This window comes from Streptomyces achromogenes subsp. achromogenes (assembly GCF_000720835.1).
Lineage (GTDB): Bacteria > Actinomycetota > Actinomycetes > Streptomycetales > Streptomycetaceae > Streptomyces > Streptomyces achromogenes.
Genome location: NZ_JODT01000029.1, coordinates 105049 through 119218, shown reverse-complemented (window position 1 = coordinate 119218; position 14170 = coordinate 105049). Strand labels below are relative to the sequence as shown.

Here is a 14170-nt window from a genome sequence, read left to right as displayed (position 1 = left end):
CTCCATGGAGGACGAGGTCGATCGGCTGGTCGCAGCGTGGCGCCGGGAGCGCCCGGACCTCGACGTGGAGCCGCTGGAAGTGCTGAGCCGGGTGAGCCGGCTCGCCCGGCATCTGGACCGGGCCCGCCGGCTCGCCTTCTCCGAGCACCAGCTGGAGCCCTGGGAGTTCGACGTGCTGACCGCGCTGCGGCGCGCGGGCACGCCGTACCAGCTCTCCCCCGGCCAGCTGCTGACACAGACCCTGGTCACCTCGGGCACGATGACCAACCGTATCGACCGGCTGGCGAAGAAGGGCCTGGTGGAGCGGCTGCCCGACCCCAGCGACCGCCGGGGCGTACTGGTCCGGCTGACCGACGAGGGCCGGGACCGCGCGGACCAGGCGCTGGCGGGACTGCTGGAGCAGGAGCGGGCGATCCTCGCCGAGCTGTCCCGGGCCCAGCGAGCGGAACTTGCCGGGCTGCTACGCCAGCTGACCGCCCCGTTCGACAACATCCCCGGCTAGGTCCACCGGCCCCACCCCGGCCCGCCGGGCGAGCGCGACGGCCGCCAGCGTGGAGTGGACGCCCAGCTTGCCGAGGACGTTCTGCATATGGGTGCGGACGGTGTGCGGGGAGAGGAACAGCCGCTCGGCGACCGCCTTGCGGCCCAGCCCGGCGACCATGCAGCGCAGCACCTCCCGCTCCCTGGGGGTGAGGGACTCCACCAGCCGCTCGCTCTCGGTGCGGTGCCGGCGGGCCGCCGTCAGCTCTTTGAGCACCCCGGTGAGCAGCGCGGGCGGCAGATGCGTCTCGTCGCGCAGCACGCCCCGTATCACCGTCAGCAGCCGGGACAGCGAGCAGTCCTTGGCGACCCAGCCGGAGGCGCCGGCCTGGAGGGCGAGCGCCGCGCGGCGCGGGTCGTCCCGGTCGGCGAGGACGACGGTCCGCACGCCGGGCTGGGCGGTGCGCACCCCGGCGACCAGGGAGATGCCGTCGACCAGTCCCTCCTCCTGGCCGTCGCGCACCGGCACGGCCGGGCGGGCGCCGGGCGGGGGGCCGCCGAGGTCGGCGTCGACCAGCAGCACGTCGTAGCGGCGGCCCTCGCCGGCCGCCCGCTCCAGGCAGCGCAGCGCGGCCGGGCCGCTGCCGGCCGCGAAGACGTCGACGTCCGGTTCGGCGGCCAGGGCGGCGGCCAGCGACTCGGCGAAGATGCGGTGGTCGTCGACGACCAGGACTCGGATACGAACCACGTAACCCCCTTCCCCGGGCTCCGCGTGGAGCAGGGGATGTCCAAGGTCCGGAAAGCTCCGGAATGAGCCGGCTTCCGGGACGGGCCCGGAGAAACGTCCGGAGAACGACGACGGGCACGGGCACGACACCGGCGGACAGGGGCGAGACGCCGCACGGCCGCCGCCGTCGCGAAGACTGCCACCCCCGACCGCGGGCGCCGTACCCGCGTGTCTCGCCCCCTGAGCGGCACCGGCCCCCACCGGTGCTGTTCCACAGAGTACGGATGCGGGCACGCAGCGGAAGGAGATTTGCAGAACTGACCCACCGGCACGTTTATGGTGTGCCGCATGTTTCGTATCGAGACGGAAGTCGACAAGGCACGACGCGATCTGCTCCGCTCACGCTTGCGGGACACCAATACCGCGGCGTCCCCGGTGCTGGCCGCGCTGCGCGGCACCCCCGGCGAACGCGAGGCCCCGCTGCACGTATGGGGGCTGGAGGCCGCCGGCGGCCTGGCGGGCGGGCTGGTCGGCCACACCTGGACGACCTGGCTGCACGTCACCTACCTGTGGGTCGACACCCGGCACCGCGGCACGGGCCTCGGCTCCCGCCTGCTCGCCGAGGCCGAACGGCTGGCCGCCGGCCGCGGCTGCACCGCCGCCCGCGTGGAGACCTGGGACTTCCAGGCCCCCGGCTTCTACCGCGGGCAGGGCTACGAGGTGGTGTGCGTGATCCCCGACTACCCGCCGGGGATCACGGAGTACACCCTGACCAAACGCCTGGGCTGACGAGGGGTCAGACGAGCCGCCGGGCGCCCGCCGACGGGACCGCCTCGAAGACGCGGGGGGCGGTGAAGCCCGCCGCGGCGAAGGCCTCCTCGACGGACTTCGTCAGGGTGTCGACGTCCGCCGCCTCCGCCAGGACGATCGCGGAGCCGCCGAAGCCGCCGCCGGTCATCCGGGCGCCCAGGGCGCCGCCGGCCAGGGCGGTGTCGACCACCAGGTCCAGCTCCGGGCAGGAGATGCGGAAGTCGTCGCGCAGGGAGGCGTGGCCCTCGGTGAGGACCGGGCCGATGGCGCGGGGGTCGCCGGCCCGCAGCAGGGCGACCGTGCGCTCCACCCGCTCGTTCTCCGTCACGACGTGGCGGACCAGGGGGACGACGTCCGCCTCGTCGCCGAGGCGGGCGAGGGCCGCGTCCAGGCCGTCGTACGGGATGTCGCGCAGGGCGTCGACGCCGAGCAGGGCCGCGCCCTTCTCGCAGCCGGCCCGGCGCTTGCCGTACTCGCCGCCGCTGTGCGCGTGCTTGACCTGGGTGTCCACCACCAGCAGCCGCAGGCCCTCCGCCGCGAGGTCGAAGGGGATCTGCCGCTGGGACAGGTCACGGGTGTCCAGGAACAGCGCGTGGCCGGCCTCGCAGCAGGCCGACGCCGTCTGGTCCATGATGCCGGTGGGCGCGCCGACGTAGACGTTCTCGGCGCGCTGGCACAGCCGGGCCAGCCGCCAGCCCTTCAGACCCAGGTCGTACAGGTCGTTCAGGGCGAGCGCGATCACCACCTCCAGGGCGGCGGAGGAGGACAGGCCCGCGCCGGTCGGGACCGTGGACGCCAGGTGGACGTCGGCGCCGGTGACCTCGTGGCCCGCCTCGCGCAGCGCCCAGACCACGCCCGCCGGGTAGGCCGTCCAGTCGTGGTCGCCGCCGGGCGCGAGGCCGTCCAGGCGCAGCTCGGTGATCCCGCCCTCGACGTCCGCCGAGTGCAGGCGCAGGACGCCGTCGGTGCGGCGGGAGACCGCCGCGACCGCCTGGTGCGGCAGGGCGAACGGCATGACGAAGCCGTCGTTGTAGTCGGTGTGCTCGCCGATCAGGTTGACCCGGCCCGGCGCCGCCCAGACGCCCTCGGGCCGTGCCCCGTACAGCTCGGCGAAGCGGTCCGCGACCTGCTGTGCCCCCACTAGTGCTCCCTCGTGATGCTCTGCGCGAACTCCCACGCGTCCGCGACGATGCCCGCGAGATCCGCGCGGGACGGGTTCCAGCCCAGCTTCTCGCGGGCGGTGTCCGCGGCGGCGACCAGGACCGCCGGGTCGCCGCCCCGGCGCTCCGCGGCCACCTCGGGAATCGGGTGGCCGGTGACCTCGCGGACGGTCTCGATGACCTCGCGCACGGAGAAGCCGTTGCCGTTGCCGAGGTTGCAGATCAGGTGCTCGCCGGGGGCGGCGGCGCCCAGGGCCAGCAGGTGGGCCTCGGCCAGGTCCGCCACGTGGATGTAGTCGCGCACGCAGGTGCCGTCGGGGGTCGGGTAGTCGTCGCCGTAGACCGAGATGGCCTCGCGGCGGCCCTGGGCGACCTGGAGGACCAGCGGGATCAGGTGCGACTCGGGGTCGTGGCGCTCGCCGTAGGCGCCGTAGGCGCCGGCCACGTTGAAGTAGCGCAGGGAGACCGCGGCCAGGCCGTGGGCGTGCGCCTCACCGGTGATCATGTGGTCGACGGCGAGCTTGGAGGCGCCGTAGGGGCTGGTGGGCCGGGTCGGGGCGGTCTCCCGGATGGGGGTCTGCTCGGGCTCGCCGTAGGTCGCCGCGGTGGAGGAGAACACCAGCTTGCGCACGCCGGCCTCGCGCATCGCGGCGAGCAGCGCCATGCTGCCGCCGACGTTGTTGTCCCAGTACTTCTCCGGCTTCACCACCGACTCGCCGACCTGCGAGAACGCCGCGAAGTGCAGCACGCCGTCGAAGGAGGGGTCGAGCCACTTGGCGGCGTCGCGGATGTCGCCCTCGATGAAGGCGGCCCCGGCGGGCACCCCGGCGCGGAAGCCGGTGGAGAGGTTGTCGAGGACGGTGACCTCGTGCCCGGCCTCCAGCAGGTGCTGGGCCACGACGCTGCCGACATATCCGGCGCCACCCGTCACCAGGTACTTCATGAACTCGCTACCTCTCGCAGTCGCTCGGCCGCGCGCTCCGGCGGCACGTCGTTGATGAACACGCTCATGCCGGACTCGGAGCCCGCGAGAAACTTCAGTTTGCCGGAAGTGCGGCGGATGGTGAAAAGCTCGAGGTGGAGCGCGAAGTCGTCGCGCGTCACGCCGTCGAACTCCTCCAGCGTGCCGAACGGGGCCTGGTGCCAGGCCGCGATGTACGGCGTCGGAGGCTCACCCTCGCCGAAGATCCGGTCGAACCGCTTCAAGAGTTCCAGATACACCTGGGGGAACTCCGTGCGGGCCGCCTCGTCCAGCGCGAGCAGGTCGGGCACCCGGCGCCTGGGGTAGAGGTGGACCTCGTACGGCCAGTGCGCCGCGTACGGCACGAAGGCCACCCAGTGTTCACCCTCCAGGACGACCCGCTCGCCGGCCAGTTCGCGTTCCAGGACCGCGTCGAACAGGTTCTCCCCGCCGGAGGCGTCCTGGTGGGCGGCGAGCGAGCGGAGCATCAGCGCGGTGCGCGGGGTGGTGAAGGGGTAGGCGTAGATCTGCCCGTGCGGGTGGCCCAGGGTGACGCCGATCTCGGCGCCGCGGTTCTCGAAGCAGAACACCTGCTCGACGGAGGGCAGATGGGACAGCTCCGCGGTGCGGTCCGTCCACGCGTCCAGCACCAGGCGGGCCTGCTCGGGGGTGAGGTCGGCGAAGGAGGCGTCGTGGTCGGAGGTGAAGCAGACGACCTCGCAGCGGCCGGAGTCGCCGGCGAGGGAGGGGAAGCGGTTCTCGAAGACGACGACGTCGTACGAGGAGTCCGGGATCTCGCTGAGCCGGTCGCCGTGCGTGGGGCACAGCGGGCACTCGTCGGCCGGCGGGTGGTAGGTGCGGCCCTGGCGGTGCGAGGCGATGGCGACGGCGTCGCCGAGCAGCGGGTCGCGGCGGACCTCGGACGTGGTGACCGTACGGTCCAGGGGACGCCGGTCGGCCGCGTCGCGCACGGTGTCGTCCCGCAGGTCGTAGTAGATCAGCTCACGACCGTCGGCGAGCCGGGTCGAGGTCTTCTTCACGCCGGATTCCTCCACGTCCCACTCCGTTACTCAACACAATCAAACATAACAGACCACAACTCGACACAGGGCGGCTCGATCACAATCAAACAAAGAACACCAGGCAAAGTGTTCAAATAACGAACACGGCGGCGTAGGTTCCGCTTGGATCAGTTCGCGCAACGAAGCGAGTGCTCATGCAAACCCCCCCATACGCCCCCACCCCCCTGGCGGCGGAGCTACGGCTCCCCACCAACTGGCTGGACTACACGATCCTGGCGATCTACTTCGTCGTCGTCCTCGGCATCGGTCTCGCCGCCCGCCGCTCCGTCAAGACCAGCCTCGACTTCTTCCTCTCCGGACGCTCGCTGCCCGCCTGGATCACCGGCCTCGCCTTCATCTCGGCGAACCTGGCGGCCACCGAGATCCTGGGCATGGCGGCCAACAGCGCCCAGTACGGCGCCTACACCGTCCACTGGTACTGGATCGGCGCCATCCCCGCCATGGTCTTCCTCGGCCTGGTGATGATGCCCTTCTACTACGGCAGCAAGGTCCGCTCGGTCCCCGAGTTCCTGCTGCTGCGCTTCGACAAGGCCGCCCACCTGCTCAGCTCCGCCCTCTTCGCGTTCGCCGCGGTGCTGATCGCCGGCGTCAACCTCTACGCCCTCGCGCTCGTCGTCGAGGCCCTGCTCGGCTGGCCGCAGTGGGTCGCCATCGTCGTCGCCGGCGCCCTGGTGCTCGGCTACATCACCCTGGGCGGCCTGTCCTCGGCGATCTACAACGAGGTGCTCCAGTTCTTCGTGATCCTCGCCGCGCTCATCCCCATCACCGTGCTCGGCCTGAAGAAGGTCGGCGGCTGGAACGGCCTGACCGACAAGCTCACCGCGCAGCACGGCGCCGACTTCACCACGGCCTGGGGCGGCACCGGCATCGGACACGCCAACCCGCTCGGCGCCAACTGGCTCACCATCGTCCTCGGCCTCGGCTTCGTGCTCTCCTTCGGCTACTGGACGACCAACTTCGCGGAGGTGCAGCGCGCCCTGTCCGCGAAGAACCTCTCCGCCGGACAGCGCACCCCGCTCATCGCCGCCTTCCCGAAGATCTTCATCGTCTTCCTGGTGATGATCCCCGGCCTGGTCGCCGCCGCGCTCGTGCCGAACATCGGCAGCAAGCAGTCCGGGCTCGACTACAACGACGCCATTCCCTACCTGATGCAGGAGCTGCTGCCCAACGGCGTGCTCGGCATCGCCGTCACCGGTCTGCTGGCGGCCTTCATGGCGGGCATGGCGGCGAACGTGTCGTCGTTCAACACGGTGTTCACCAACGACATCTGGGCCAAGTACGTGGTGCGGGACCGCGAGGACGAGTACTACGTGCGGTTCGGCCGGCTGATCACCGTGATCGGCGTCTGCGCCTCCGTCGGCACCGCGTTCCTCGCGTCCTCGTTCTCGAACATCATGAGCTACCTGCAGACGCTGTTCTCCTTCTTCAACGTGCCGATGTTCGTCGTCTTCATCGTCGGCATGTTCTGGAAGCGCGCGTCCGCCAAGTCCGGCTTCTGGGGCCTGCTCGCCGGCACCACCGCGGCGATGATCAACTACTTCGTCTTCTACAAGAAGGGCGTCATCTCCATCCCCTCCGACCAGGGCGCCAACTTCGTCTCCGCGATCGCGGGATTCGTCGCCGGCGCGGTCGTGATGATCGCGGTGTCCCTGTTCACCAAGCCGAAGCCGGCGCAGGAGCTCCAGGGCCTGGTCTACGGCACCCGGTCCCCGGGCATGTCCGAGCCGCCCGCCGAGGGCGACGACGCGTGGTACCGCAAGCCGGCCCTGCTGGGCTGGGGCGCGGTCGTCCTGGCCGCCGCCTGCTACATCCCGTTCTCGTTCTGACGCGGGAGGATCGAGGAAACCATGACCGAGCACCCTGAGCACCGTCCGGAGCACTACACCGAGCACGACGTCCAGCGGGAGGTCTCCGAGCTTCAGACCAAGTCCGCGACGGCGGCCCGCATCTTCGATCTGCGCCGCATCATCGGCGGGCTGTTCGTGGTCTACGGCGTCATCGTCACCCTCACCGGGATCACCGACTCCCAGGCCGCGATCGACAAGGCCGAGGGCGTCAACATCAACCTGTGGACCGGGATCGGCATGCTGCTGCTGGGGATCTTCTTCCTGGCGTGGCTGAAGCTGCGGCCCACGGTGCTGCCTGCGCAGGAGGAGCCCACCAAGTAGCGCGCCCCTTCAGGCGCCTAGGCCGGGCCCGTGCTCCGACGTGGCCCGGCCCGTTCCAGCAGTCCCGTGCGGGCGGCCAGGGCCGCCGCCTCCAGGCGGGAGCCGACGCCCAGCTTCATCAGGACCCGCTGGACGTGGGTGCGGGCCGTGCTGGGGGCGATGCCCATGCCCGCCGCGATCAGACGGGTGTCCTCGCCGTCGGCCACCCGGACCAGCACCTCCACCTCGCGCGGCGTCAGCATCTCCAGCAGCCGCTGGGCCTCGTCGTCGGGCTGCGCGGCCGGGTTCAGCAGCTCGCCGAACGCGCCCTGGAGCAGCTGCGGGGCGATGGCCGCCTCCCCGGCGCGGGCCTTCATCATGGCCCGCTCGACGCCCTCGATCCGCTCGTCGTGCCGTACGTACCCCGACGCGCCCGCCGCGAAGGCCGCCGCGATGCCGCGCGGCGACGGCACCGGGCCGAGCACCACCACCGCCACCTGCGGACGCTCCCGCTTGATCTTGACCACCGGGTCGAAGGCGCCCGGCTCGGCCGGTGCCGCCGTGCCCAGCAGGCACACCTCGGGTGCCCGCGCGATCACCAGGTCCGCCGCGCCCGCGGCCGGTGCCGCCGCGGCGACCACCCGGTGCCCACGCAGCTTGAGCGCCGACGCCAGCGCCTCCGCGAGCAGGCGATGGTCGTCGACGACCACGAGCCGCACTCCCATTGAGCAAACCCCCCAGTCCCCCCGGCACCCCCGCGCTTCATGCCCCCGGAAGCTACACGCTTGTTCGACGTCGCGCTGCCCCTCCAGAAGAGAAGTGCCCCGGATCGATGAAATCCGGGGCACCGCTGGGCAGTTCACTCGTTCGGGCGAGTCCGGCGAGGGCGCCGGCGGCCGGTCAGCCGTCCGTGCCGAACGCCATCACCAGGTACTCCTGGTCGTACGTCCGGTCGCGCTTGTGGGCGAACTGGGCCGACATGTAAAGACGGCCCTTGCCGAAGAGCACCTCGGCGTACTCGGGCAGCAGGCTGGTCTCGGCCGTGTGCACGCTGCGCTCGGCGGGGTTCTCCAGCAGCTTGGTCACCTTGAAGGTGCCGCCGTCGATGCTGACGACCTGGCCGCCCTTGTTGTACGGCGGCGCGTTGTAGGCCAGCAGGTTGCCGCCGTCCATGCGCAGCGGGGAGAGCGTGTAGCCGTCGCCGGCCTCGGCGCGCTGCCCGGTCGGCTTCCCGGTGCGCAGGTCGAAGGCGACGATCTCGTTCGTCCGGCTGTACTCGGCCTTGCCGTCGTGCGACTCGGTCATCAGGTACAGCCTGCCGTTGCCGGCGACGACCTGGTCGCAGCCCTCGACGCGGGTGATGCCGTCGCAGCGGCCCCCGTAGGTGTCGCTGGGCGCGGCGATCCGGGCGAGCAGCGCGCCGGTCCTGTCGTCGATGGAGAAGTAGTCCGAGACACCGCTGCCGTCGCCCGCGGCGTCGCCGACGTCGGCGGCGACCACGAGGGGGTCGGTGGAGACGACGGACGCGTACTCGACGCCGTCGGGCATCCGGAACTCGGAGATCACCTTGCCGGTCTTCGGGTCGATGTTCTGGATGTGCAGCTTCCGGCTGTCGGACACACCGCACTTGCGCACCGCGACCAGCCGGGCGCCGCCGCCGTACCCCGCGTCGGAGCAGGAGTCGCCCGCCTTGGGCTGCCACAGCGCCTTGCCGGAGTCGATGTCGAACGCGGCACCGCCGTCGGTGCTGCCGACCGCGACCGTGTGCTGGGCGACCGTCACATTCTGGAAGGTGACCGGGTAGTCACCGGAGTTGGCCGTCTTCGTCCACAGCCGCTTGCCCGCGGCGAGGTCGATCGCGGCGACCTGGCTGCACCCCGCGGAGGAGCCCTTCGGGGGCATCTTCGGCTGGAAGGTGACCGCCGTCCGGCCGTCCTCGTTCACATGGTCGCTGGCCGCGCAGATCGGGCCGGGCAGCTTGATGGTCCACAGCTCGGTGCCCTTGACCGGGTCGTAGCCGGTGATCTGCGCGATGCCGCTCTTGGCGTAGACCGTGTCGGTCAGCCAGGAGCCGGAGGTGACGACCGTGTCGTCCGTCTTGGGCAGCGGCACCTTGAACAGCACCTTGGCGGCCGGGTCGTCCGGCGCCTTCTCCTTGCCGCCCCCGCCGCCCCCGCTCACGGAGCCGCCGGAGCCGCCGCTCGTCCCGCCGGTCCGGCCGGCGGAGGAGAGGGGGTCGTGGGAGTGTCCGTCGTCCCCGGCGGAACCGGCGTACCAGATGCCGCCGCCGACGATCAGCGCGATGGCGACGACCGCCGCCACCACGATGAACAGGGTGGTGTTCCGCCGGCCGCCGCCCGGCACCGGCCGGGGCGTCATCGGCGCGGTCGGCGGCTGCCCCGGGCCCGGATAGCCGTAGCCCGGCGGCATCCCCTGCATGGGCTGGGTGGGCTGGGCGTAGGGGTTGTGCGGCTGGGGGGCGTAACCGGCGGGCGGCTGCTGGGCCCCGTAGGCCGGGGGCTGGACCGGCTGGGCCGGGGGCTGCTGGGCGTACGGGCCCGGCTGCGCGCCGGGCGGGCCGTAACCGGGCCCCGGCGGGGGCGGCGGGTAGCCGTAGCCCGGCTGCGGGGGCTGTGGCGGGTAGCCGTAGCCCGGCTGCGGCGGCTGCGGGGGCTGGTGGGGCGGCGGTGGGGGCGGCTGGGTCATGGCGACGGGTACCTCGGTGGCGCTCTGCGGGCGGACGGCGAAAGGGGACGCGGGAAGACGGGACCTGACGCCCGGCTCAGTCGCCGAAGGCCATGATCAGCTTCTCCTTGGAGTCGTCGTCGCCGGACAGCCGGCCCGCGGAGATGAACAGCCGCCCGCCGGTCCAGTCCAGGACACCGTCGTAGAAGGTGCCCTCCACGCCGGCGGCGCCCCGCGGATTGCGCAGCAGCGCGGTCGTCGTGTGGGAGGACCCGGCCGTCGGCACCGACACCACCTGGCCGCCGCTGTCGTACGACGGCTGCACGTACGCGATGAGCTTGCCGCCCTCGGTCTTCACCGGGTACATCGGCCGGTCGCCCGGGGACTTCACCCGCCACTTCTCCTTGCCGTCGGCGAGGGAGACGGCCACGATCTCGTTGGCGCTGACGGTGGCGTCGGTGGGCAGGTAGAGCGTGTCGCCGTCGACCGCGACGCCCTGGCAGCCCTGCAGCTCGCGCTCCAGGATCGCCCAGCCGCAGCGGGGGGCGAACTTCTCGTCCACCGCGACCTGCGAACGGATCTTGCCGTCCGCGGTGATGGTGGAGATGTTCCAGGTCTTCTTCTCGCGGTTGGTCAGATAGACCACGAGGGGGTCGACCGAGTAGGTACGGCTGACCTCCCAGCCCTTCTTGAGCTTCTGCGTCCAGCGCACGGTGCCGCTGGCCGGGTCCAGCTCCTGGAGCTCCTCGTGCTCGTCGGAGCCGCCGACACCGCAGGAGGACACCTGGATCAGCCGGTCGGTGCCGCCCGCGTAGGCGGCCGGGAAGCAGGCCGTGCCGTACCGCTTCTTGTCGTACAGCTTCTTGCCGCTGTCGATGTCGTACGCCGTGCCCGACTGCGAACGGCCCACCATCAGCGTCTTTCCGCTGACCGTCAGCTCGATGGTGAGGGCGCTGTCGAACAGGCCGCCGTCGGCGACCTCGCCGCTCCAGCCCTTCTCGCCGGTGCGCAGGTCGAGCTGCTGGAGCTGGTTGCACTTGGCGTGCTCGCCGGCGCCGCTCATGTACGCCACGACGACCTTGTCGTCGGCCGACTTGTGCGGGGTGACCGCGCAGATCTTCTGGGGGAGGGCGAGCGGCCCCCAGGCGGTGCGGCCGTCCCCGGCGCCGAAGGCGAAGACCTGCTTGTACGCGGCCTTGACCACCGTGTCGCCGGCGACCCACATGCCGGGCGCGTCGGCCCCCGACTTGGGGGCGTCGGGGGGCGGCGCGTACCAGAGGACCTTGGCCTCGCCGGGGCCGCGCCCGTCGTTGAGGTGGTCCGGGTCCGCGCCGCCGGAGGCCGTCGGCGAGGCGGTGGCGGAGTGCCCGGGGCCGTCGCTGCCGTGGGCGACGGGCTTCTTGCCGCCGCCCTCGTCGTCGCCGCCCGCGGTGACCGCGAACACCGTGCCGCCGATGACGAGCAGCGCGGCGACCGCGGACCCGATGATCAGCGCCGTCTTCTTCTTCGTGGCGGGCCCGCCGGACGGGGCCCCGGGTATGCCGGGCGCGGCCCCGGGCATGCCCGGGTACGGCGGCTGCGGCGGCTGCCCGTAGCCCGGCTGCGGGGCGCCGTACGGGCCCGGCTGCTGCGGCGCCTGCTGCGGGTACCCGTAGGGGCCCGGCTGCGGCTGACCGTAGGGGCCCGGGGCGGCGCCGTAGGGGCCCGGCTGCGGGTAGCCGTAGCCCGGCTGGGGCTGCGGGGGCGCGGCGGGCGGCTGGGGCGCGCCGAAACCGCCCTGCGCCGGAGGAGCCTGCGGGGGCTGGGGCGCGCCGAAACCGCCCTGGGCGGGCGGGGGCTGGGGTGCGCCGAAGCCGCCCGGCTGCGGCGGCTGGTCCTGTGGTGCTCCGAACCCGCCCTGCGGCGGCTGGTCGGGCGGCTGGGTCATCAGCGCTCTTCCCCCTCGTTCACTGACTTTCGGCCACGCCCCGAAGCACGCGACGGACGGCCCTGGGCCGCTGTTCAGACGATTTTCAGACGGCTCTTTCTATCACCCGGCGGTGACAGCGCAGGGGGCCGTGCCCTCCCCGGTTCCCAAGGGAGGACCGGCCCGTGACGTCGTCGTTACGCGTCTTCACGCGCCCTTCACCCGGAGCACGCGCCCCCTCCGCGCGCCGGGTCGGGTCTCAGGCGTCCTCCGCCAGTTCCAGCCAGCGCAGCTCCAGTTCCTCCCGCTCCCCGGCGAGCTCCCGCAGCCGGGCGTCCAGTTCGGCCACCTTCGTGAAGTCGGTGGCGTTGTCGGCGATCTGCGCGTGCAGCTTCGCCTCCTTCTCGGAGATCTTGTCCAACTGGCGCTCGATCTTCTGGAGTTCCTTCTTCGCGACGCGCTGGTCGGCGGCGCTCTTCTCCGCCGTGACCGGCTTGGGCGCCGCCGCGGCGGACCGCTCGGCGACCGCCTCCTCCATGCGCCGGCGCCGCTCCAGGTACTCGTCGATGCCGCGCGGCAGCATCCGCAGGGTGCCGTCGCCGAGCAGCGCGAACACCCGGTCCGTCGTCCGCTCCACGAAGAACCGGTCGTGGGAGATGACGATCATCGAGCCGGGCCAGCCGTCGAGGACGTCCTCCAGCTGGGTCAGGGTCTCGATGTCGAGGTCGTTGGTGGGCTCGTCCAGGAAGAGGACGTTGGGCTCGTCCATGAGCAGCCGCAGCAGCTGGAGCCGCCGCCGCTCGCCGCCGGAGAGGTCCCCGACCGGCGTCCACTGCTTCTCCTTGCCGAAGCCGAACGTCTCGCACAGCTGCCCGGCCGTCATCTCACGCCCCTTGCCGAGGTCGACGCGCTCGCGGACCGCCTGCACGGCCTCCAGCACCCGCCAGGTGGGGTCGAGTTCGGCGACCTCCTGGGAGAGGTAGGCCAGCTTGACGGTCCTGCCCACGGTGATCCGGCCCCCGGCGGGCTGCTCCTCGCCCTCCGTGCGGGCGGCGGCGGCCATGGCGCGCAGCAGCGAGGTCTTCCCGGCGCCGTTGACGCCGACGAGGCCGATCCGGTCGCCCGGGCCGAGCTGCCAGGTGACGTGCTTGAGCAGTACCTTCGGCCCGGCCTGGAGGGTGATGTCCTCCAGGTCGAAGACCGTCTTCCCGAGCCGCGAGGAGGCGAACTTCATCAGCTCGCTGCTGTCCCGGGGCGGCGGCACGTCCGCGATCAGCTCGTTGGCGGCCTCCACCCGGAAGCGCGGCTTGGAGGTCCGCGCGGGCGCGCCGCGCCGCAGCCAGGCCAGCTCCTTGCGGACCAGGTTCTGCCGCTTGGCCTCCTCGGTGGCGGCGATCCGCTCGCGCTCGGCGCGCGCGAAGACGTAGTCCGAGTAGCCGCCCTCGTACTCGTACACGTCACCGCGCTGCACGTCCCACATGCGGGTGCAGACCTGGTCCAGGAACCAGCGGTCGTGGGTGACGCACACCAGCGCCGAGCGGCGGTTGCGCAGGTGCTCGGCGAGCCAGGCGATGCCCTCGACGTCGAGGTGGTTGGTGGGCTCGTCCAAGACGATCAGGTCCTGTTCCTCGATGAGCAGCTTGGCCAGCGCGATCCGGCGCCGCTCACCACCGGAGAGCGGTCCGATGACGGTGTCCAGCCCCTTGGGGAAGCCCGGCAGGTCCAGCCCGCCGAACAGCCCGGTCAGCACGTCCCTGACCTTGGCGTTGCCGGCCCACTCGTGGTCGGCCATGTCGCCGATCACCTCGTGGCGGACGGTGGCGGCGGGGTCGAGGGAGTCGTGCTGGGTGAGCACGCCGAGCCGCAGCCCGCCGGAGTGCGTGACCCTTCCGGTGTCCGCCTCCTCCAGCTTGGCGAGCATCCGGATGAGGGTGGTCTTCCCGTCGCCGTTGCGTCCGACGACCCCGATCCGGTCCCCTTCCGACACGCCGAGCGAGACGCCGTCCAGCAGGGCACGGGTGCCGTAGACCTTGCTGACGTTCTCGACATTGACCAGGTTGACGGCCATTTCACTCCTGTGCGCGGGGCGGTATCGACATGCGGCTCCACCGTGTGGGTCAGCCTTCTAGCGTAGGGCTTCGGAGGTGAGGGGCGGGGCGCGAGGGGGTTGTCACTCTTTGTGATGACGTGATCGGGAATCGGCCGCTACGGT

General features: G+C 72.0%; 12 protein-coding genes. 4 read left to right on the top strand and 8 right to left on the bottom strand.

Annotated elements, in window-relative coordinates:
• Positions 1-4: 4 nt before the first annotated feature.
• Positions 5-502, top strand: coding sequence for a MarR family transcriptional regulator TamR (tamR, locus tag IH25_RS0127345; protein ID WP_030616064.1), 498 nt, complete (start codon positions 5-7; stop codon positions 500-502).
• Here tamR and IH25_RS0127340 read toward each other — a convergent pair.
• Positions 461-1228, bottom strand: a complete 768-nt coding sequence (locus tag IH25_RS0127340) for a LuxR C-terminal-related transcriptional regulator (RefSeq protein ID WP_030616061.1) — start codon at positions 1226-1228, stop codon at positions 461-463. The two genes, tamR and IH25_RS0127340, sit on opposite strands and share 42 nt — an antisense overlap.
• A gap of 315 nt (positions 1229-1543) precedes the next feature.
• Here IH25_RS0127340 and IH25_RS0127335 point away from each other — a divergent pair, with 315 nt between their 5' ends.
• Complete coding sequence (locus tag IH25_RS0127335) at positions 1544-1996, top strand: GNAT family N-acetyltransferase (RefSeq protein WP_030616058.1); 453 nt, start codon at positions 1544-1546, stop codon at positions 1994-1996.
• A 7-nt stretch (positions 1997-2003) separates the two neighbouring features.
• Here IH25_RS0127335 and galK read toward each other — a convergent pair whose 3' ends face one another.
• The 3 genes from galK to galT are packed head-to-tail and all read right to left on the bottom strand — an operon-like array spanning position 2004 to position 5178.
• Complete coding sequence (galK, locus tag IH25_RS0127330) at positions 2004-3158, bottom strand: galactokinase (RefSeq protein WP_030616055.1); 1155 nt, start codon at positions 3156-3158, stop codon at positions 2004-2006.
• Positions 3158-4120 (bottom strand): UDP-glucose 4-epimerase GalE, encoded by a 963-nt coding sequence (gene galE, locus IH25_RS0127325; protein WP_030616052.1) that lies wholly within the window; start codon positions 4118-4120, stop codon positions 3158-3160. Before galE ends, galK begins: the two co-directional genes overlap by 1 nt.
• The gene (galT, locus tag IH25_RS0127320; protein WP_030616049.1) at positions 4117-5178 is read right to left on the bottom strand and encodes a galactose-1-phosphate uridylyltransferase; all 1062 of its coding nucleotides are present in this window, start codon (positions 5176-5178) and stop codon (positions 4117-4119) included. Before galT ends, galE begins: the two co-directional genes overlap by 4 nt.
• A gap of 176 nt (positions 5179-5354) precedes the next feature.
• Between galT and IH25_RS0127315 the strand changes: the two genes are divergently transcribed.
• Both IH25_RS0127315 and IH25_RS0127310 read left to right on the top strand, forming a co-directional pair.
• Positions 5355-7046: a sodium:solute symporter family protein gene (locus IH25_RS0127315; protein ID WP_030616045.1), complete on the top strand. Its 1692-nt coding sequence runs from the start codon at positions 5355-5357 to the stop codon at positions 7044-7046.
• Between the two features lie 21 nt (positions 7047-7067).
• On the top strand, positions 7068-7388 hold the full coding sequence (locus IH25_RS0127310) for a hypothetical protein (protein ID WP_030616041.1): 321 nt from the start codon (positions 7068-7070) through the stop codon (positions 7386-7388).
• Positions 7389-7405: 17 nt separating this feature from the next.
• Here IH25_RS0127310 and IH25_RS0127305 read toward each other — a convergent pair whose 3' ends face one another.
• The 4 genes from IH25_RS0127305 to IH25_RS0127290 form a co-directional block, all read right to left on the bottom strand.
• Positions 7406-8092 carry a helix-turn-helix transcriptional regulator gene (locus IH25_RS0127305; protein WP_030616038.1) on the bottom strand — a complete coding sequence of 229 codons (687 nt, stop codon included), beginning with the start codon at positions 8090-8092 and terminating at the stop codon, positions 7406-7408.
• 175 nt (positions 8093-8267) lie between these two features.
• Complete coding sequence (locus IH25_RS0127300; RefSeq protein ID WP_030616035.1) at positions 8268-10073, bottom strand: outer membrane protein assembly factor BamB family protein; 1806 nt, start codon at positions 10071-10073, stop codon at positions 8268-8270.
• Positions 10074-10149: 76 nt separating this feature from the next.
• Positions 10150-11979, bottom strand: coding sequence for an outer membrane protein assembly factor BamB family protein (locus IH25_RS0127295; RefSeq protein WP_030616032.1), 1830 nt, complete (start codon positions 11977-11979; stop codon positions 10150-10152).
• Between the two features lie 238 nt (positions 11980-12217).
• Positions 12218-14026, bottom strand: a complete 1809-nt coding sequence (locus IH25_RS0127290) for an ABC-F family ATP-binding cassette domain-containing protein (RefSeq protein WP_030616030.1) — start codon at positions 14024-14026, stop codon at positions 12218-12220.
• Positions 14027-14170: the final 144 nt, after the last annotated feature.